General features: G+C 38.9%; 20 protein-coding genes and 1 pseudogene. All 21 read left to right on the plus strand.

Translation table 11 applies throughout. The annotated features are described in order from the left end of the window. Positions 1–89: 89 nt before the first annotated feature. The 21 genes and pseudogenes from rbfA (at position 90) to DO88_RS07435 (ending at position 19,629) form a co-directional block, all read left to right on the plus strand. Positions 90–575 (plus strand): 30S ribosome-binding factor RbfA, encoded by a 486-nt coding sequence (gene rbfA / locus DO88_RS07530; protein ID WP_007378502.1) that lies wholly within the window; start codon positions 90–92, stop codon positions 573–575. Beyond that, positions 559–1,518 carry a tRNA pseudouridine(55) synthase TruB gene (truB, locus tag DO88_RS07525; RefSeq protein ID WP_007378501.1) on the plus strand — a complete coding sequence of 320 codons (960 nt, stop codon included), beginning with the start codon at positions 559–561 and terminating at the stop codon, positions 1,516–1,518. The genes rbfA and truB overlap by 17 nt, the downstream gene beginning before the upstream one ends. Positions 1,519–1,671: 153 nt before the next feature. Beyond that, positions 1,672–1,941, plus strand: a complete 270-nt coding sequence (rpsO, locus tag DO88_RS07520) for a 30S ribosomal protein S15 (protein WP_002958490.1) — start codon at positions 1,672–1,674, stop codon at positions 1,939–1,941. Positions 1,942–2,336: 395 nt separating this feature from the next. Continuing rightward, entirely contained in the window at positions 2,337–4,463 is a 2,127-nt protein-coding gene (gene pnp, locus DO88_RS07515; RefSeq protein ID WP_008134625.1) for a polyribonucleotide nucleotidyltransferase, read from the plus strand. Between the two features lie 281 nt (positions 4,464–4,744). Next, a complete protein-coding gene (gene nlpI, locus DO88_RS07510) occupies positions 4,745–5,623 on the plus strand; it encodes a lipoprotein NlpI (protein WP_007378499.1) in 879 nt (292 codons plus the stop codon). Between the two features lie 10 nt (positions 5,624–5,633). After that, a complete protein-coding gene (locus tag DO88_RS07505; RefSeq protein WP_033039733.1) occupies positions 5,634–6,785 on the plus strand; it encodes a hypothetical protein in 1,152 nt (383 codons plus the stop codon). A gap of 216 nt (positions 6,786–7,001) precedes the next feature. Continuing rightward, positions 7,002–9,794 carry a monovalent cation/H+ antiporter subunit A gene (locus DO88_RS07500; protein ID WP_007378497.1) on the plus strand — a complete coding sequence of 931 codons (2,793 nt, stop codon included), beginning with the start codon at positions 7,002–7,004 and terminating at the stop codon, positions 9,792–9,794. Further along, a complete protein-coding gene (locus tag DO88_RS07495; RefSeq protein ID WP_010554685.1) occupies positions 9,794–10,147 on the plus strand; it encodes a Na+/H+ antiporter subunit C in 354 nt (117 codons plus the stop codon). Before DO88_RS07500 ends, DO88_RS07495 begins: the two co-directional genes overlap by 1 nt. After that, positions 10,144–11,661 carry a monovalent cation/H+ antiporter subunit D gene (locus DO88_RS07490; RefSeq protein WP_033039734.1) on the plus strand — a complete coding sequence of 506 codons (1,518 nt, stop codon included), beginning with the start codon at positions 10,144–10,146 and terminating at the stop codon, positions 11,659–11,661. Before DO88_RS07495 ends, DO88_RS07490 begins: the two co-directional genes overlap by 4 nt. After that, on the plus strand, positions 11,661–12,197 hold the full coding sequence (locus DO88_RS07485; RefSeq protein WP_008134633.1) for a Na+/H+ antiporter subunit E: 537 nt from the start codon (positions 11,661–11,663) through the stop codon (positions 12,195–12,197). Before DO88_RS07490 ends, DO88_RS07485 begins: the two co-directional genes overlap by 1 nt. Continuing rightward, a complete protein-coding gene (locus DO88_RS07480; protein WP_007378493.1) occupies positions 12,191–12,460 on the plus strand; it encodes a K+/H+ antiporter subunit F in 270 nt (89 codons plus the stop codon). Before DO88_RS07485 ends, DO88_RS07480 begins: the two co-directional genes overlap by 7 nt. A gap of 9 nt (positions 12,461–12,469) precedes the next feature. Further along, complete coding sequence (locus DO88_RS07475; RefSeq protein WP_007378492.1) at positions 12,470–12,802, plus strand: Na+/H+ antiporter subunit G; 333 nt, start codon at positions 12,470–12,472, stop codon at positions 12,800–12,802. A 130-nt stretch (positions 12,803–12,932) separates the two neighbouring features. Next, positions 12,933–13,422, plus strand: a pseudogene (locus DO88_RS0118350) (DUF2059 domain-containing protein). Between the two features lie 215 nt (positions 13,423–13,637). Further along, on the plus strand, positions 13,638–14,081 hold the full coding sequence (locus tag DO88_RS07470) for a MerR family transcriptional regulator (protein WP_007378490.1): 444 nt from the start codon (positions 13,638–13,640) through the stop codon (positions 14,079–14,081). Continuing rightward, a complete protein-coding gene (locus tag DO88_RS07465; protein WP_033039735.1) occupies positions 14,071–16,317 on the plus strand; it encodes a heavy metal translocating P-type ATPase in 2,247 nt (748 codons plus the stop codon). Before DO88_RS07470 ends, DO88_RS07465 begins: the two co-directional genes overlap by 11 nt. A gap of 20 nt (positions 16,318–16,337) precedes the next feature. Then, positions 16,338–16,691: a cupredoxin domain-containing protein gene (locus tag DO88_RS07460; RefSeq protein WP_033039737.1), complete on the plus strand. Its 354-nt coding sequence runs from the start codon at positions 16,338–16,340 to the stop codon at positions 16,689–16,691. Positions 16,692–16,761: 70 nt separating this feature from the next. After that, a complete protein-coding gene (locus DO88_RS07455; RefSeq protein ID WP_007378775.1) occupies positions 16,762–16,977 on the plus strand; it encodes a TIGR02450 family Trp-rich protein in 216 nt (71 codons plus the stop codon). A gap of 599 nt (positions 16,978–17,576) precedes the next feature. Next, positions 17,577–17,789, plus strand: coding sequence for a calmodulin (locus DO88_RS07450; protein ID WP_007585535.1), 213 nt, complete (start codon positions 17,577–17,579; stop codon positions 17,787–17,789). Positions 17,790–17,958: 169 nt separating this feature from the next. After that, positions 17,959–18,165, plus strand: coding sequence for a hypothetical protein (locus tag DO88_RS07445; protein WP_033039739.1), 207 nt, complete (start codon positions 17,959–17,961; stop codon positions 18,163–18,165). Between the two features lie 80 nt (positions 18,166–18,245). Beyond that, positions 18,246–18,461: an EF-hand domain-containing protein gene (locus DO88_RS07440; protein WP_024597051.1), complete on the plus strand. Its 216-nt coding sequence runs from the start codon at positions 18,246–18,248 to the stop codon at positions 18,459–18,461. A 220-nt stretch (positions 18,462–18,681) separates the two neighbouring features. Next, the gene (locus DO88_RS07435) at positions 18,682–19,629 is read left to right on the plus strand and encodes a PDC sensor domain-containing protein (protein ID WP_024591129.1); all 948 of its coding nucleotides are present in this window, start codon (positions 18,682–18,684) and stop codon (positions 19,627–19,629) included. The last annotated feature ends 17 nt before the right edge of the window (positions 19,630–19,646 follow it).

The following is a 19,646-nucleotide window of genomic DNA, read 5'->3' on the forward strand; positions in this document are numbered from 1 at the left end:
TAAATGGGGGCTTAGCCCCCATTTGCATATCCATTATTTAGTTAACTTATTATTTAATTTCAATAAGTTATTATTTTAGGACAAGTATAATGAGAGAATTTTCTCGCACTGATCGTGTTGCACAGCAAATCCAAAAAGAAATTGCTGTAATTTTACAACGCGAAATTAAAGATCCACGCTTAGGTATGGTGACAGTGTCAGCGGTAGAAGTATCGCGCGATTTATCTTATGCCAAAATTTTCATTACTGTGTTTAACACACAAGATGAAGATGCAGCAAAGCAAAGCGCAAAAGTACTAAATGAAGCAACGGGTTATATTCGCTCGTTACTTGGTAAGCGTATTCGTGCACGTATAATGCCTGAGTTAAAGTTTGTTGTTGATAACTCATTAATGGAAGGTATGCGTATTTCTAATTTAGTGGATTCTATTATCCGCGAAGATAACGCAAAGCATGTTGATGAAGACGTAGAAAGTGTTGATGCTGATGAAGTTTTAGATAGCGAAGAAAGTACTGAGCACGTAGACGATACAGATAGCGAAGAAGGCACTGATACAGATGGCAAAGCGCAGTAAAGGCCGTGCAGTTGACGGTATTTTGTTGTTAAACAAACCGCAAGGCATTTCATCAAATAAAGCTCTGCAGCAAGCAAAAGGTGTTTATTTTGCGCAAAAAGCTGGGCACACAGGTGCTTTAGATCCACTTGCTACAGGTATGCTGCCAATTTGTTTTGGTGAAGCGACTAAGTTTACGCAGTTTTTACTCGATACAGATAAAACCTATATCGTTCGTGCACAACTGGGTGAGCGTACAACAACATCAGATTCTGATGGCGAAATTGTTAGCACTAAAGATGTGAACGTAACGCGTGAACAGCTAACAAAAGAAATTGCTGCTTTTGTTGGTGAGTCTGATCAATATCCGTCAATGTACTCGGCACTTAAGTATCAAGGTAGACCGTTATATAAGTACGCTCGCGAAGGTATTGAAGTACCTCGCAAATGCAGAAAAATAAACGTGTTTAGCTTATCGTTTGACGAATTTGATGAACAAAACAACGTATTACAAATGACGGCTCATGTATCTAAAGGGACGTACATTCGTACAATCGTTGACGATTTAGGCGAAAACCTAGGCTGCGGTGCACACGTTATTATGCTCCACAGAACCGCTGTTGGTCAGTATCCGGCAGATAAAATGGTATCGCTTGATGAAATTGAAGCATTACTTGCTAAAGCGAAAGAAGAAGAGCTTGCGCCTTCAACTTATTTAGACTCGTTGTTATTACCTATAGACACTGCTTTAACTGATTTACCCGTTGTTGAAATCACAAAAGAACAAGGGGGAGTTTTTAGTCACGGGCAAGCTGTAGAATTACCAATCGCTTTACCTGATGGTGCAATTAAAGTTGTTGCGGATAATATATTTATTGGTACTGGTGAGCGCAACTCAAATGGACATTTAAAGGTTAAACGTGGTCTTGCTAGCCAGCAAGATGATTACGTAAAGCCTGAATAAGCAACTAATGTGCCCAGTAGTGGCTTATTAGTTGTAGATGGGGATAATTAACTTGTAGTTATTCCCACAGTTGGTAGAATACGCCCGCTTAATCGTTTTGGCTGAATTAGTGATCGGCTAAGACACCTTTTAAATTTAATTTTTGGAGTTACTATGTCACTAAGCAATCAAGAAAAAATCGATATCATTGCTAAATTTGCACGTGCAGAAGGCGATACAGGTTCATCAGAAGTACAAGTAGCATTACTTACTTATGATATCAACAAGCTTCAAGGTCACTTTGCTGATCACAAGCATGACTTCCACTCACGTCGTGGTCTGCTTCGTAAAGTAAGCACTCGCCGTAAACTACTTGATTACCTTAAAGGTAAAGATATCACTAGTTATACTGCACTAATCAAAGAACTTGGCCTACGTCGCTAAGAACTAGATTATAGAAAAAGGAGCTTTTTAGCTCCTTTTTTTGTGCCTGAAATTTGTGTTTTTAAATTAAGAAAATTCTTAAACCTATTGAATTGCAATATAAAACCCCCATTTCATAGCTTACCAAGAGCTATTGTATTTAACCGCTAAATAAGCCCAGCTGAAATCGAGTAGTTAGATTGAACAAATTTCAATCCGCAAAGAACAACACACCCTAGACTCGCATTTTGAAGTAGCTTTGGTATATACTATGCGCGTAGATAAAAAGGTTTATCTACGCTTATCCACATCATTGCCAATTGTAGTACTTAATTGATTTCCAACTGAATACAATTATGTACTGTAATTGGTACTTTGATGACAACTTATTAGAATACATTTAAGGAATATTTTAAGTGCAAGCAATTATTAAAGAATTTCAACTAGGTCAACACACAGTGACACTAGAAACTGGTGCAATCGCTCGTCAAGCCGACGGCGCAGTACTAGTAAGCATTGGCGATACTTCAGTTTTAGTAACTGTTGTAGGCAAGCGTGAAGCACAACCAGGTCAAGACTTTTTCCCATTAACGGTAAACTACCAAGAGCGTATGTACGCTGCTGGTCGTATCCCAGGTGGTTTCTTAAAGCGTGAAGGTCGTCCTAACGATGGCGAAACACTTATTGCACGTCTTATTGACCGTCCAATTCGTCCACTTTTCCCAAGCGGTTTTGTAAACGAAGTACAAGTTATTGCAACTGTTGTTTCTGTTAACCCTGAAATCCAACCAGATATGGTTGCGATGATTGGTACTTCAGCAGCACTTGCTATCTCTGGTATCCCGTTCAGTGGCCCAATTGGTGCAGCTCGCGTTGGTTACATCAACGGCGAATACGTACTTAACCCTACATTAAAAGAGCTTGAAGAAAGCCAACTTGATTTAGTGGTAGCCGGTACTGATAAAGCGGTACTTATGGTTGAGTCAGAAGCTAACGTACTTGCTGAAGACGTAATGCTTGGTGCTGTTGTATACGGTCATGAGCAATCTCAAGCGATCATCACTGCAATCGAAGAATTTAAAGCGCAAGCAGGCAAGCCTACTTGGGATTGGACTGCACCTGAGAAAAATGTTGCACTTGAAGATAAAGTAGCAACTATTGCTGCTGATAAAGTAGGCGCAGCTTACTTAATCACTGATAAAGTAGCGCGTAAAGAAGCACTTGGTGAAGCTAAAGATGAAGTTGTTGCAGTATTAACAGCTGAACTTGCTGAAGGCGAGTCTTTAGACAAGCAAGAAATTGGCAAAATCTTCGGTTCACTTGAGAAGAAAATCGTTCGTGGCCGTATCGCTGCTGGCGAAAAACGTATCGATGGTCGTGAACCAGATATGATTCGTGCACTAGACGTAATGACTGGCGTATTACCGCGTACTCACGGTTCTGCTATCTTTACTCGTGGCGAAACTCAGGCGTTAGTAACAGCGACACTTGGTACAGAACGTGATTCACAGTTAATCGACGATTTAACGGGTACTCATAAAAACCACTTTATGCTTAACTATAACTTCCCTCCATTCTGTGTTGGTGAAACTGGTTTTGTTGGTTCTCCTAAGCGTCGTGAAATCGGCCATGGTAACCTTGCTAAGCGTGGTATTTCAGCTGTAATGCCTACACTTACTGAGTTCCCTTACTCAATCCGTGTAGTATCTGAAATTACTGAATCAAACGGTTCTTCTTCAATGGCGTCTGTTTGTGGTACTTCTCTAGCACTTATGAACGCGGGTGTACCAATTAAAGCATCTGTTGCCGGTATTGCGATGGGTCTAGTTAAAGAAGACGATAAATTCGTTGTTCTTTCTGACATTTTAGGTGATGAAGATCACTTAGGTGACATGGACTTTAAAGTTGCCGGTACTGCTGCGGGTATTACTGCACTTCAAATGGATATCAAAATCGAAGGTATCACTCAAGAAATCATGCAAATTGCGCTTAAACAAGCAAAAGCTGCACGTTTACATATCTTAGAAGTGATGGATGAAGCGATTTCTGCTCCTTCTGAAGAGCTATCAATGTTTGCTCCTCGCATATACACAATGAAAATCCCACAGAAGAAAATCGCTGAAGTTATTGGTAAAGGTGGCGCAACTATTCGTCAGCTTACTGAAGAAACTGGCACAACGATTGAAATCGGTGACGACGGTACAATTAAAATTGCCGCTACTGATGGCGAAAGTGCAGCTAATGCGATTAGCCGTATTGAGCAATTAACAGCTGAACTTGAAGTAGGTACTATCTACGAAGGTAAAGTTGTACGTATCGTAGACTTCGGTGCGTTTGTAAACATTCTTCCTGGTAAAGATGGTCTAGTACATATTTCTCAAATTAGTACTGAGCGCGTTAATAACGTGGCTGATCACCTTTCTGAAGGTCAAGAAGTTAAAGTTAAAGTACTAGAAGTAGATCGCCAAGGCCGTGTACGTCTAAGTATTAAAGAAGCAATGGAATCAGCAGCACCTGCAGCTGACGCGCCAACTGACGCGTAATTGCTAATACTTCATCCAGATATTTACTGGATAATATAAAAGAGGGGCTGTTTAGCCCCTTTTTTTATGCTTTAATGAGGCTAATTAAATTTAAACAAAGATTATTCAAGGAAGCTAAATTACTCATAAATAGTGTTCAAATTTAAAAGTGACAAACTCACAACATAATTTTACCTAATTACTGAGCAGTTTATCTAGAGCAATAATAGTTCATCAATTGCTATGAACCTATTGAAACATCGTCTGTCATATTGCTACCTATCTTGGTATTAAGGATTTTAATGATACTCAAACATTTAGCTTTGGCATCTTTCGCTATTTTGTCTTTAAGCGCTTGCCAAACTACAACAGAATCAGAACCAACCCCGATTGTTAATGTGCCATTTACTGCACCTTTAGCCTCTGACTTTAGAAGTGAAATTGCTATTGCACGCTACTCAGAGTTATTGAATAGAGCAGATTTAAGCCCTGATCAACAAGCGAAGTTATATTATGACCGTGGTGTGTTATTTGATAGCTTAGGCATGACTACGCTTTCGCGTATTGATTTTAACCGCGCTGTAAAACTTAAGCCTGATTTAGCTGAAGTATATAATTTTTTGGGTATTCAACATACGCTAATGCAACAATATGAAAAAGCCTATGAATTTTTCGATTCGGCTCTTGAGCTTGATGAAGATCATGAATATGCTTATTTAAATCGAGGTATTGCACTTTATTATGGTGATAGGTCTGGTATTGCTAAAACCGATTTTAGTGCATTTTTAGCTCGCTCTCCAAATGACCCTTATCGTGTATTATGGGTTTATTTAGCTGATGCTAAGGTAAATAAGGAGCAAGCTCTTGTTGAACTTAAAACCAATGCAACAGCACTTGACGATTCACAATGGGCGTTTCAACTAATTTCGCTTTTTGCAGGTGATATGAGCGAGCATGCTTTTTTATCTGGCATTAGTGAGGGTGTTAAGTCGGAACAAGAATATGCTCAGCGTTTATGTGAAGCTTATTTTTACTTAGCTAAATTGCATCAGGCTGCTGGTGATAAATACTTAGCCGCTGATTATTTTAGATTAGCTCTAGCAACTAATGTACATGAGTTTATTGAGTATAAATATGCACGTTTAGAACTTGAGTTAATGGCTGGTGACGACGCAAGTTAAGGCATTAAAATTGGCAGGTGTATTACTGTGTAGCCTTTTAATAACAGGCTCTGGTAATCACCTTGACGCGATTGGCTTTTGGCATGTTTTGAACACAAAGGCCAGTGTGTTAAAAGTCTATAGACGCTTCCCTAATTATTTTGCGGTTCATTTACCGCAACTACCAGATACCTCCCTAGCTATATTGGCTAGAAATCACATTCCCTCTGCACAATATGCTTATTCAATAAGACTTTTAAATAATAACGACAGTGATACGGCTAAACAATTTTGGTTGGCAGGTATAAATAAATTAAATGCAATTGAGCGTAAAGAGTTAGCTGTTCAGTTATTAGCTCAATCACGTTGGGATGATTTAAAGCTTTTAGCCGATATAAAGCAGTTACCAGAAGGGGATGTTTTTAATCACCTCAGGTTGCATTTATCTATAGCGGAAAATAATATACCGCGTGAATTTATACAAAATTTGGGCTTTTCTTTTTTAGAGGATATTGATGAGCCTAAAAAGCACTGTATGTTTAATGTAATTGTAATGAGCGATCACCGAAATGGTTTATATAAATTAGGTGACTTTATAACTACATACAATCGGCAGCCAGAGCCACGCGAAAATATATTTTGTTTTTCAAAGCCCGTGTATGTTGCGACTGCGCTCAATTGTAAAAGCAATATCAATAATGCTGCGCAATGTGATTGGCAGGCCTCTAGATTTAAAAATGAGCTTTTTAGCAATTATGATTTTTTAGTAATGATGCCAAAGCATGGCACTGCAAATGTCAGTAAAGGCAAAATGCTTATTAACTCACAGGCAAACTACAGTATATTTTTACACGAACTTATGCACTTTAACCGTTTTGAGGATGAGTATACTTTGCCTATATCAAAACAAGCATGGTTGTGCGCACGAAGTGGGTTTGTAGCACCAAATTTATATATTACACATGGTGAACCTGCACCAGAAGGTTGGCATAAAAGTGAAAGTTGTCAACAAGGAGGTATTGCTTATAAGCCAAGTGAAAAGTGGTCTATTATGCAGTATCAACAATTAGGGCTCTCAACGCAATACAGGGAACTTTGGTTGAAGTATTTAGATATGACTAAAGGGGACTTCTATCGTCACTCAGATGAGCTTACGTCTATAAATAAGGCTATATTAAATTAACAATCGTCAGCAATGCTATATTGATTTTTTAGCTTGAAAAAATTGTTAGTTTTTGTTTTGAAAACATTCATATAACCCCGCTTTATATAGACAAAATTAGTGTTTTTCAGTATAACTATAACTATTAATGTCGTTAAAAAACAGGCAGTAAAAGCATCACTTAATCCTAAAAGAGTGACGCCCTGATAAACTTATGATTATAAAAGGCCCTACATTATGACTTTGCTCTGGATACCCTTGTTATCCTTAATTGGCAGTGTTATTTCTGCATGCACAGGTAAGTTATCCCGCAATTTAAGCACTAGTTTAACGGCTCTCGCGCCTTTGACGGCTTTGGGGATTACTCTATACCATGCACCTGCAGTTTTAGCGGGCGAAACCATTCGTTATTCATTAGCTTGGATCCCGTCAATAGGACTCGATTTATCTCTGCGGTTAGATGGCCTCAGTTTATTGTTTATGTTTATGATTTTAGGCATAGGCTTGCTCGTTATCCTCTACACGCGTTACTACCTAAGCGCTAACGATTCAATGGCCAAGTTATATAGTTACTTAATGCTATTTATGACTGCAATGCTTGGTATTGTTATGTCTAACAACGTCATTCAACTGTGGTTGTTTTGGGAATTAACCAGCATCAGCTCATTTTTATTAATTAGCTTTTGGTGGCATAAGTCCGAAGCACGCAAGGGCGCGCGCATGGCGCTTGCTGTGACTGGTGCTGGCGGTTTAGCATTACTTGCTGGCTTAATGTTATTGAGTGATATTGTTGGTAGTTATGACTTAGATGTTATTCTAGCGAGTAAAGCAATAATTCAATCTCACGATTTATACGAAGTAGCATTGGTATTGGTGCTATTGGGTGCATTTACTAAATCGGCACAATTTCCATTTCATTTTTGGCTTCCTCATGCAATGGCTGCACCTACGCCAGTGAGCGCGTATTTACATTCTGCAACTATGGTAAAAGCCGGCATATTTTTGTTAGCACGTTTTCACCCTGCTTTAGCCGGCACCGATACGTGGTTCTTGCTCGTTGGGTTAACGGGTTTAGCTACGCTGTTGTTTGGTGCTTATATAGCATTATTCAAACATGACTTAAAAGGCTTGTTAGCCTATTCAACAATAAGCCATTTGGGTTTAATAACGCTGTTACTCGGGCTTGATACTGAGCTTGCAACTGTTGCGGCAATATTCCACATCATTAACCATGCCACGTTTAAAGCGTCGTTATTTATGGCCGTTGGTATTATTGATCACGAAACAGGCACGCGCGATATGCGTAAATTAAATGGTATGTGGCGATACTTACCATACACTGCAACGCTTGCGATGGTCGCGGCGGCTGCAATGGCGGGTGTACCATTACTTAATGGGTTTTTATCTAAAGAAATGTTTTTTGCAGAAACGCTGCATCAGCAAGTACTTGGTTCTATGTCGTGGCTAATACCAGTACTGGCAACTGTTGCAGGCGCATTTGCGGTTGCGTATTCCGCACGCTTTATTCACGATGTGTTTTTTAACGGTGATCCAATTAATTTACCACGAATACCTCATGAACCACCACGTTATATGCGTGTACCAATAGAGATACTCGTTGTCATTTGTTTATTAGTAGGGATGTTTCCGCACTTTGCAATTGATGGCATCTTATCTGCGGCATCCTTAGCTGTATTAGGGCAAAAGATGCCACATTACGAATTAGCTATTTGGCATGGATTTAACTTACCTTTACTTATGAGTGCAATGGCTGTTGTTGGCGGCTTATTTATTTATGTTAATCGTAAATATCTATTTCAATTTCAAGCATCGTTACCACCTCTAAACGCTAAAAAAACGTTTGAACGTGTAATATTAAGCGTTATTGCTTGGTGTCAGTCAAAGGTAAGCAGTACAGAAAATGGATCGCTGCAGCGCTACCTTGTAATTATGTTAGCGGTAGTATTACTGTGTGCGGGTTGGCCATTATTTGAAATGCAACAACTTGCCGGTAGCATGCCACTTACGCCTGTTGATGTGCACAATGCAATTGGTGCAGGCTTATTGATTATTGGTGCTCTTGCCACCGTTATTTGGCATCGCTCTCGAATGGTATCGTTGTTAATGCTCTCAATTGTGGGGTTAATGGTGTCGGTTGTATTTACACGTTTTTCTGCTCCAGATTTAGCGCTTACGCAGCTAACCGTTGAAGTGGTTACTATTATTTTACTTATGCTGGCATTGTTTTTCTTGCCCCAACATACGCCAAAAGAATCAAGTTCATTACGTGTACTTCGAGATTTAGCAATAGCCTCTACGTTAGGTGTAGTTATAGCAAGTATTTGTTACGCGTTACTCACACGCCCATTAGATTCAATCTCAGACTTCTTTATTGCTAACGCTAAAATTGGTGGCGGTGGTACTAACGTAGTTAACGTTATTTTGGTCGACTTTAGGGGCTTTGATACGCTTGGAGAAATTACCGTATTAGGCATTGCCGCATTAGGTATATTTAAAGTACTTTCTCGAATTCCATTATTTATGCCTGCAAGTGACAGCGAAGGCCGCCCATGGGCTAAAGAACGTCATCCAATATTATTGGCGAGTATTTCACAAAGTTTATTACCGCTTGCGTTGTTGGTGTCGGCGTATATTTTCTTACGAGGGCATAACTTACCTGGTGGTGGCTTTATTGCAGGACTGGTAACGTCAATCGCGTTTATTTTACAATATATGGCGCATGGTACGGCATGGATAAACGAACGTTTTGATGTTAATTATCGTAAAATCATAGCTTCAGGCATTGGTATTTCACTGTTTACAGGTGTGGGTAGCTGGTTCTTTGATAAGCCATTTTTAACAACTTGGTTTGACTACTTTGATATTCCGTTTGTCGGTAAAACAGAGCTTGCCAGCGCGATTGCATTTGACCTAGGTGTTTACTTAACGGTTGTAGGCGCTACGCTAATGATTTTAGCAAGCTTAGGTAATATGACGGCAGATACCCAGAAAAAAGAGGTAAATATTTAATGGAATTATTGTACGCATCTTGCGTTGGAGTATTGGTCAGTTGCGGTGTGTTTTTACTGCTAAGAGCTCGTACGTTCCCTGTAGTACTTGGGCTTACTATGATTTCATATGCTGTTAACTTATTTTTGTTTTCAGCAGGTCGTCTTACTATTAATAAAGCGGTAGTACTTGGTACTGGCACAGAATACGCCGATCCTCTACCTCAAGCTTTAGTGCTTACAGCTATTGTTATTGGTTTTGCGATGACCGCATTCGTGGTTATTTTGGCAATACGTGGACGCGCCGATTTAGGTAGCGACCATGTTGATGGTTATGTGCCTAATACCTCAGCAGATAACAAGGAGCAAAAATGATCCAACATTTAGCTTCGCTCCCTATTTTATTACCTATGCTTACGGCCGTTATTTTATTACTGCCACCATGTGGTAAAAGCGTTAAAATACGCCGCTTAGTTTCAATTGTAATGGCAATAGCTACTTTTGCCATTAGTGTATTTTTACTTGTACATATTAATAATACGGGTATTAACGTTTACGCTATTGGTAATTGGTCTGCACCATTTGGAATCGTCTTAGTAGCCGATATGTTGTCTACCTTATTGGTTACGTTAACTTCACTTTTAGGTTTGGGCGCTATTTTATATGGTAGTGCTGGCGATGATGAAAAAGGCAGTTTTTATCACCCACTTGTTCACTTTTTAATATTGGGTGTAAATGGCGCGTTTTTAACTGGCGATTTATTTAACCTATTTGTATTTTTTGAAGTATTACTGATTGCATCATATGCATTGTTAATGCACGCAGGTGATAAACAAAACACCCGTGCTGCGCTGCAATATGTGATATTAAATTTAGTTGGCTCAAGCGTATTTTTAATCGGTTTGGGTATTTTGTACGGTGTACTTGGTACGCTCAATATTGCAGATATGGCGCAAAAGGTATCGGAGCTTTCGGGCGATGATGTATACCTAGCAAAAGCAGGTGGTTTATTATTACTCATTGTATTTGCTTTAAAGGGCGCACTATTACCTCTGCATTTATGGCTTCCAAATACGTATGCAAGTGCTAAACCTGTGGTTGCTGCATTGTTTGCGATTATGACCAAAGTAGGCGTTTACGCCATGCTTAGAGTTTACACTGTGATATTTGGCGAACAAGCCGGAGCGCTTGAACATATGGCGCAGCCTTGGCTTTGGGGCTTAGCAATTGCCACCATTATAGTGGGTGCCATTGGTGTTATGGCAGCGCAAGACTTACGTAAACTAACGGCTAACTTAGTATTAGTATCGGTAGGTACGTTGGTTGCGCTAATTGCATTGCAAAATGTAAATGCCACTGCTGCACTTTTATATTATTTAGTGCATTCAACACTTGTTAGTGCCGCTCTATTTTTACTAGCAGACTTAGTTTCAATCCAGCGCGGTAAAGTTGGCGATAGGCTTGTGGCGGGTCGCTCTGTTAAACAGCCATTTTTATTAGGTGTGTGCTTTATTATTGCGGCTTTAACGGTAGTTGGTATGCCGCCACTATCAGGCTTTGTAGGTAAAATTTGGATACTTAAAGCGACATTAAACAGTGAGCAAGCTTTACTATTTTGGCCAGTATATTTAGTAACAAGTTTTGCGTTGTTAGTAGCGCTTTCGCGCGCTGGCACAACCTTGTTCTGGGAGCATAAAAGTAAAAATAGCGAAAATGCTGAGTGTGTAAATGCGAACCCATTGCAAGTAATTGTAATTATAGGTTTACTTGCGTGTTCACCATTATTAGTAATTTTTGGCGGGTCCATTAGTGAATATATGTTGGGTGCTGCTGTGCAGTTACATGACATAAGCGGCGGCATTAATGCTGTACTTAAAGGAGGCATGTGATGAGATTACAAGCCCGTTTTCGTTGGTTACCAACGCCATTTCGTAGCTTATTTTTGTTTATGGTTTGGCTATTGTTAAATAATAGCGTGTCGGTAGGGCACTTAGTATTAGCGACTATTTTTGCAATACTTATCCCGATATTAAGTTTTTCGCTTCGCGAGCCTCAGCCGCTAATTTTAAAGCCGGGCTTGGCTCTCAAGCAGTTGCTTATTGTGCTGTACGATATTGTTGTAGCAAATTTACAAGTGGCTTTACTTATACTTGGGCCATCTAAAAATTTGCGTCCGGCCTTTATAAAAGTACCGATAGATTTAACCCATGATATGCCAATTACTATATTGGCCAGTTGTGTATCGCTTACACCTGGTACTGTGAGTGCAGAGGTTTACCCAATTGCTGAATCGTTACTTGAGGGTGAAGAGCCAACGCAACGCTACTTATTAATACATGTGCTTGATCTTAAAGATGAACAAGCACTTATCAAACAAATAAAACAACGCTACGAAGCTCCACTAAAGGAGATATTTCAATGTTAGATACTGTATTACTCATTGTTTTTTCGATGATTGGCTTATCATTATTACTTAATTTATGGCGATTGATCATCGGTCCGTCAGTGCCTGACCGTGTTTTAGCGCTCGATACTATGTACATTAACGTCATCGCACTGATTATTTTATACAGTATTAGTATGGATACAGGGCTTTATTTTGAAGCTGCACTGCTTATTGCTATGCTCGGTTTTATAAGTACAGTTGCAGTGTGTAAGTATTTACTACGTGGCGATATAATTGAATAAGGTGAAAACATGATCAGCGAATGGGTTGTATCAATATTATTGTTATTTGGTGGTACGTTTATTTTAATTGGCTCAATAGGCTTAATTAAACTACCTGACTTTTTTATGCGTTTGCATGGACCAACTAAAGCAACCACGTTGGGCATGGCGAGTATGTTAATTGCTGCTATGGTTTATTTTGCAAATTCAGGGCATGGCCTAAGTGTTAAAGAAATACTCATTACTATATTTTTACTAATTACGGCACCTATTAGTGGCTACATGTTAATAAAGTCTGCTATCCATCATAAGCTAAAAGCCAAAGAAGGCACTAAAGGCCTAGATAATGTAGAAGACGATTAGCATAAAAATATATTTATAAAAGGCCGAATAAATTTATTTTACTCGGCCTTTTTAATGATTGCTTGTACCCTTTACAATGCAAATTATTCATGTGACCATAAGTCCATTATTTATATGAAAGGATATTATTATGGGTAAGGTACTACTTTTATCATTACTGATTTTTTCTAGTAGTTTGTATGCTGAACAAAATTCTAAGCAGCAAAAAATAGATGAACTCATTAATGTAATGAACATGGATGCAATGGTTGATTCTATGTACGGCCAGGTTGAAGGTATGATGAAAGGCATGTCAGACCAAATGGGCTTCTGAACAGGCTATTTTTGATAAATACTACGGCGACATGACAACGGTATTAAAAACCGAAATGAGCTGGGCTAAAATGCAGCCAATGATGATTAGCGTGTACGAAAAACATTTTAGTGAGCAAGAAATTGCTGATATGTTAGCGTTTTATAAAACAGATACAGGGCAAAAAATACTTGAAAAAATGCCTGTTGTAATGCAAGAGTCTATGCAAATGTCACAAAGCTTAATGAAAGATGCTATACCAAAAATTCAAGATATAGCAGGCAAGCTAAGCGAAGAGCTAAAAGCCTCACGCGAGCATGCTAACTAGAGACTGCTGATATTTGCTGGTTAAATTTAACCTTTAAAGAACAATAGATTCAATACTTTTACCTCTCTTATTTAAGCGCTCTAGCCAGAGCGCTTTCACTTTTTCGCTAAATCAGTTTCAGTAAATTTAAATTATGCTTTAATGCTCCTCTCTATTGACCTGTGTGTTGCACATAGGTTTATTATTGATCTATTGAAATTCCACGGGGCTAAATTATGTATGTTAAACAACTTGCCAAATTAATGGGCGTGACTGCCGATACTGTTCGTCATTACACACGTATTGGGTTACTTAACCCAATACGCAGTGAAGAAAATGGCTATCAAGAATATACAAAGCAAGACCAGCAACGTTTAAAGTTTATTATTAGTGCGCGTCAACTTGGTTTTTCACTCAAAGATATTCAACATATTATAGGCGAGTCAGAGCAAGGGAATTGTCCTTGTCCGTTAACGCGAAAACTCATTACTAAACGCCTAGAAGAAACCGAAGCACTATTTCAAGAAACATTAAAACTACGAAACAGGATGCATGCAGCTCTGGATCAATGGGATACATCAGCCGATGGTGCAAATGCCAGTGACGTGTGTAGTTTAATAGAATCTTTTGTTGATCCAATAAACGATTCTGCAAATAAGGAGCAGCGTAATGACGACTAATACAAAAGACACCGCGCAAAACTTTATTATTGAAGGCGCTAATTGCGGCAGTTGTGTGGCTAAAATTGAAAAAGCCCTTAATAGCGTGCAAGGCGCGCAAAACGTGGAAATGAACTTTGCACAGCGTACAGTACGTGTAGAAGGTAAAGCCTGTGAAAGCACGCTTATTAAAGCAGTCGAAAACATTGGTTATTCAGCTAAGCCAATGAGTAATGAGTCTGATCAAGATGCACTTGATGAAAAAGCAAAGTCGGATGAGGCACATTATAAAAAGCTGATGCGTAATATGATATTAGCGTTAGGGGTCGGTGCGCCGTTAATGATATACGGGCTTATTTTTGACATGAGTGTGACCACCGACACACAACGAATAGCTTGGTTTTTAGTGGGTATAGTCACGCTTGTGGTTATGGCTATATCAGGTAAGCAATTTTACAACGGTGCATGGCAGGCATTTAAAAACCATGCTGCCAATATGGATACATTAATAGCGCTTGGTACAGGTACTGCGTGGTTGTATTCAATGTTTGTGGTAATAGCACCAAACTTATTACCACAAGTCGCAAGACACGTATATTTTGAAGCATCATCGATGATCATCGGTTTAATTAGTTTAGGGCTCGCTTTTGAAGTAAAAGCACGTGGGCGCACCTCACAAGCAATTAAACGCTTAATTGGCCTGCAACCAAAAACTGCACGCGTAATTCGCGATGGTCAAGAGCAAGACATCGACATTAGTGATGTTGTAAAAAATGATGAAGTACGCGTACGCCCGGGTGAAAAAATCCCTGTGGATGGCGATGTTATTGAAGGCAGCAGTACGGTTGATGAGTCAATGCTTACTGGTGAGCCAATGGCTGTAAGCAAAAAAACGGGCGATAAAGTCGTTGCCGGAAGTATTAATAAAAGTGGCACTTTATTATTTAAAGCCACGCACATTGGTAGCGAAACCACACTTGCCAATATTATCAATATGGTAAAGCGTGCACAAAACTCAAAGCCATCAATAGGGCGCTTAGCTGATGTTATATCAGGAATATTTGTACCAACAGTCATGATTATTGCGGTGCTTGCAGGCCTTGCATGGTTAAACTTTGGACCTGAGCCATCAATTGCTTATGCCGTAGTTGCGGTAACCACTGTACTTATTATTGCTTGTCCTTGTGCGCTAGGACTCGCAACCCCTATGTCGGTTATGGTGGGTATTGGTAAAGCTGCAGAGTCAGGAATATTAATTCGAAATGGTGAGTCGCTGCAAACAACATCTAAAATCACCACCATGATTTTAGATAAAACAGGCACTATTACTCAAGGCACACCGCAAGTTACCGATGTAGTTACCTTTAATAACAGTGATGAAAATACAGTAATGCAACTTGTTGCAAGCCTTGAAAGTAGCTCAGAGCATCCACTGGCCCAAGCAATTACGGCACACGCTAAAAAGCAGGGCTTAGCTTTAAGCAAAGTAGCTGACTTTAACGCAATTACAGGTAAAGGTGTCACTGGCAGTGTTGACGGGCAAACATTGTTGTTTGGCAATAAAGCGCTAATGGATAAATACAACGTGGCCGTTGATGATGCAACCGAGCAAGCTCAAACACTTGCCAGTGATGCTAAAACGCCCATGTATTTTGCAAGTAATAATAAGCTCCACGCTATTATTGCAGTAGCGGATCCTATTAAAGAGGATTCAGTTGAAGCTATTAAACGCCTGCAAGATAAAGGTATCCACCTAGTTATGCTAACAGGTGACAACAAAGCCACTGCACAAGCCGTTGCTAAGCAAGTTGGTATTGATGACTTTATTGCAGAAGTAATGCCTGATGATAAAGTAAACGAAGTAACAAAACGCCAAGCAAATGGTGAAATAGTGGGTATGACAGGTGACGGTATTAACGATGCTCCCGCACTTGCACAAGCCGACGTAGGATTTGCAATTGGTACAGGTACCGATGTTGCAATAGAAAGTGCAGACATTACCTTAATGCGTGGTTCATTACATGGTCTTGCTGATGCAATTGCAGTGAGTAATGCAACTATTTCAAATATTAAACAAAACCTATTTGGTGCCTTTATTTATAACGTGGCGGGTATTCCGATTGCAGCCGGCGTGTTGTATCCATTTTTTGGCATACTACTTAACCCTGTTGTTGCAGGTGCAGCTATGGCACTTTCATCGCTTACAGTGGTAAGTAACGCTAATCGCTTACGTTTTTTCAAACCAAATAAATCGTAATTTAAGCTAAGGAGTACATTATGTTGATGATTAATATAGGTGGTGCACTGTTAATAGCCGCAATTATTTATTGGTTTTGGCTATACAAACCAGAGCAAACACAAAGTGATGACAACAAAGAAACAATAGTCGTTGATAACGGTGTTTATAAGCCAGGACACATTAAAGTGGCAGCTAACAAAGAAGTTGTACTTACCTTTGATAGAAAAGACAGCGCGCCATGCGCCGAAACCGTGGTATTTCCACAGCTTGATATAAGTAAAATGCTGGCAATGGGTGATGGCAATACAGTTAAACTACCTGCGCTTGAAGCCGGTGAATATGACTTTCATTGCCAAATGCAAATGTATAAGGGCAAGCTAGTTGCTCAGTAACCTGAACTAAGTAGGTGTTGGGGTCGTATAGTTGCCTTATATAAGTTACGAGTAAGAGTCGCTATATTAAATGAATAAATTAAGCCCTAAAAAATTATTGAATAGTAAATGGACCGCAACACCTGCTATAAATAAAGAAAAACACTTCATTATTGTTGAGGTGGAGTTTGATGAAGATGGCAACGTAATTGAATGTATTACCGAGGCTGTTATGTCAAAAAATCAATATCCAATTAGTTGGCGAGATTTAAAAGATAACCAAAAGTGGTTGCAAGGGTGGAAGTAGTTTAAATCTATATAATTTACCTCACTCCAATAGCTGGCACACGATGTAGGTTTGCTTAACTCAAGCGAACCTATATTTTACGGCGCATTAAATTATGAGTTTAATGCTACAACTTAGCTTTAGCATTGAAACCTTCCTAAATAAATTCGCCATTTGGCAACAAAACAGTTAATTTCAAAATATCCTTCCAAAATTATTTATAATAAATTTCAAAAACAATGTAACTTACTGATTATAAGTAAATTAATTATTTAATAGCCGCAAATAAATCCGATGTAATTTCCATGTTCATATTCAGTTTATTTTGAAGACTAACTCAAACGCCCCCCTTATTGGCTTTTTAGCAAAAGTGTGTCTTTTTAATTAAACTTAACCAATTGATTTTCATAGGTTTAATCTTTTTAATTAAATGGCTGTTGCTAAATAGCAACAACAACACCTCCCCAAATTAAGCTTTTCTCGCTTTGCATCATTTAACTCATTGTTTTTAAATGATAAATAAAAAGTGGCACCGAAGTTGTAATACATAGAATGTATTAAGCAAAACGTGATGAAAGCCAAAGGCCTTAATCGCAACAACCCAATGAAGGAATACTATTATGAAAACATTTCAATCAACATTAGTACTAATGGCGCTAGCTTCTTCATCAGCGGCTTTTGCAGCAACAGATTTTGATACGCTAGACGTAGATGGTAATGGCGCAATCAGCCAAGCCGAAGCTTCAGTGGATGCTGAGCTTTTAAGCAAGTTTGAAGAACTAGATACTAACCAAGATGGTGAGCTATCTGAAGATGAGTTTTCTAAGGCCTAAAATTAAAGCCTTAAGCAGTTAATGCTCTGTGATGTTATCTAAATTCTGAGTTGCCAAAGACAACCTAAGTAGGCAAGGGAGCCTACTAAAAAGAATAACCAGGATGTGACTAGAGAGCACTATAGAGCAAATTTATTTAGGACACCGCATACTTTTGAAGGATTAAATTATGAGAAAGCTACAATCAACATTTGTACTTATAGCTATTGTTTCTTCGTCAGTAGTATTTGCAAACACAGACTTTGAAACACGCGATGCAGACGACAACGCTTCAATTAGTCGCTCTGAAGAATCGGCGCAAGTGATAGAGCAATTTGACGAGCTGAATGTTCAAAGTAGCGGTGGCCCGACAGAAAATGATTTTTTTGAATATTAATTTATAGACACTTTACTCCTAAAGGATCTTTGAAAAGGACTTCTTACCCCTAATCAGGCTCAAAGCCTAAGGAAACGATTATGAAAACATTACACAAAACTTTAGCTCTTGTAGCCCTAGCTTCTTCTTCAGCGGCGTTTGCTGCGGTAGATTTTGATTCTTTTGATACAGATGGCGACGGCGTAATTAGTAAAACAGAAGCCCAAGTAAACTCGCAACTAGTACAGCTTTTTGATCAATTAGATACAGATGGAAATGGCGAGTTATCTAAAGAAGAGTTTTCGAAGGTTCAGTGATAAGCTCTATGTAGAACCTTACCAGTCATACTCACAAAGCAGCTAAGTAATTAATACTTAGCTGCTTTTTTGTGCATTTAATTTAATATATTACTTTTTAGTCACCAAAGTGGTGCAAAACTCGAGTTTGAATATTATCAAGTTGCTGATTATTAAGTTATTTTATTGTTGGTTTTAAACTTGCAAATCAATTGATAACTTAGGCTAATGAGTATTTAAAATGGCGCGAATGAGTTATATCAGTAGTGTTGAGCGCTACCACGAATATGAGCATGTAATACACAGTTTACTTGAATCTATTTTAATGAGTATTGAGGACGGATTAACCAAAGAGCGTGATACCCGCTACCTGATTAAGCAGTACCCATTTTTAGAATTACAATATTGTTTAAATGCAGAAGGTTTGCAGCAGGGTAATAATGTCTGCTTTAAACGGGCATATAGCAAAAAACTAGGTGAAAGTGGTAATCAACAAGATTTAAGCGAGCGCCCCTATTTTTTGAACGCTAAAACAAGTGATAGGGTGTGCTTTACTGATCCCTACATTTCTATAGCGACTAACCATTTATGTATATCGGCGATTAAAGAACTAAAAAAACCAATTAATAATCAACATTACTTGGTCGTTGATGTGAGCTTAACGCAGCTTATTGAGTTTGTAATGGGTGATACTGCGCGCGCTAATATGTCGCCTTACTTTAAAGCGGGTTACGGTATTATTGTTGCGTGCTTATTTTGCTTAGTATTATTTTTACTGAATATCGTTTTTAATGATATATACGCGCTATTAACTCATGTAGATACCTCATCAGACCCACTTGAACCCTTTAGTATCATTATTTACATCACCCTAGCATTAGCAGTATTCGATTTAGGTAAAACAATACTCGAAGAAGAAATCCTTATGCATAAGGATATTTTTAGGCACTCATCTACGCGGCGCACTATTACACGGTTTATCTCTACTGTGTTGATTGCTATATCAATTGAGGCGCTGTTAACTATGTTTAAAGCGGCGTTGGGGCAATCGGAATATTTAATGCCTGCCATAGCGATGATGCTGGCAGTGGTAGGGCTTTTAATTGCACTGGCTATTTATGTTTATTTAGGGGCAAAGGCCGAAACGCTATTAATGCGCGCTCGTTTAAAACAAAAATCCTCCAAGTAGGAGGATTTTTATATTAC

The sequence above is a fragment of the Pseudoalteromonas sp. S3431 genome, from assembly GCF_000690035.1.
GTDB classification, from domain to species: domain Bacteria; phylum Pseudomonadota; class Gammaproteobacteria; order Enterobacterales; family Alteromonadaceae; genus Pseudoalteromonas; species Pseudoalteromonas fuliginea.

Bases quoted from the DNA above. Each gene is read 5' to 3' on its own strand.
- nlpI (WP_007378499.1), top strand. From the start codon at position 4,745: ATGATACTCAAACATTTAGCTTTGGCATCTTTCGCTATTTTGTCTTTA.
- DO88_RS07445 (WP_033039739.1), top strand. From the start codon at position 17,959: ATGAGAAAGCTACAATCAACATTTGTACTTATAGCTATTGTTTCTTCG.
- DO88_RS07440 (WP_024597051.1), top strand. From the start codon at position 18,246: ATGAAAACATTACACAAAACTTTAGCTCTTGTAGCCCTAGCTTCTTCT.
- rpsO (WP_002958490.1), top strand. From the start codon at position 1,672: ATGTCACTAAGCAATCAAGAAAAAATCGATATCATTGCTAAATTTGCA.
- DO88_RS07470 (WP_007378490.1), top strand. From the start codon at position 13,638: ATGTATGTTAAACAACTTGCCAAATTAATGGGCGTGACTGCCGATACT.
- DO88_RS07485 (WP_008134633.1), top strand. From the start codon at position 11,661: ATGAGATTACAAGCCCGTTTTCGTTGGTTACCAACGCCATTTCGTAGC.
- truB (WP_007378501.1), top strand. From the start codon at position 559: ATGGCAAAGCGCAGTAAAGGCCGTGCAGTTGACGGTATTTTGTTGTTA.
- DO88_RS07480 (WP_007378493.1), top strand. From the start codon at position 12,191: ATGTTAGATACTGTATTACTCATTGTTTTTTCGATGATTGGCTTATCA.
- DO88_RS07450 (WP_007585535.1), top strand. From the start codon at position 17,577: ATGAAAACATTTCAATCAACATTAGTACTAATGGCGCTAGCTTCTTCA.
- DO88_RS07500 (WP_007378497.1), top strand. From the start codon at position 7,002: ATGACTTTGCTCTGGATACCCTTGTTATCCTTAATTGGCAGTGTTATT.
- rbfA (WP_007378502.1), top strand. From the start codon at position 90: ATGAGAGAATTTTCTCGCACTGATCGTGTTGCACAGCAAATCCAAAAA.
- DO88_RS07455 (WP_007378775.1), top strand. From the start codon at position 16,762: ATGAATAAATTAAGCCCTAAAAAATTATTGAATAGTAAATGGACCGCA.
- DO88_RS07460 (WP_033039737.1), top strand. From the start codon at position 16,338: ATGTTGATGATTAATATAGGTGGTGCACTGTTAATAGCCGCAATTATT.
- DO88_RS07490 (WP_033039734.1), top strand. From the start codon at position 10,144: ATGATCCAACATTTAGCTTCGCTCCCTATTTTATTACCTATGCTTACG.
- DO88_RS07475 (WP_007378492.1), top strand. From the start codon at position 12,470: ATGATCAGCGAATGGGTTGTATCAATATTATTGTTATTTGGTGGTACG.
- DO88_RS07495 (WP_010554685.1), top strand. From the start codon at position 9,794: ATGGAATTATTGTACGCATCTTGCGTTGGAGTATTGGTCAGTTGCGGT.
- DO88_RS07435 (WP_024591129.1), top strand. From the start codon at position 18,682: ATGGCGCGAATGAGTTATATCAGTAGTGTTGAGCGCTACCACGAATAT.
- DO88_RS07465 (WP_033039735.1), top strand. From the start codon at position 14,071: ATGACGACTAATACAAAAGACACCGCGCAAAACTTTATTATTGAAGGC.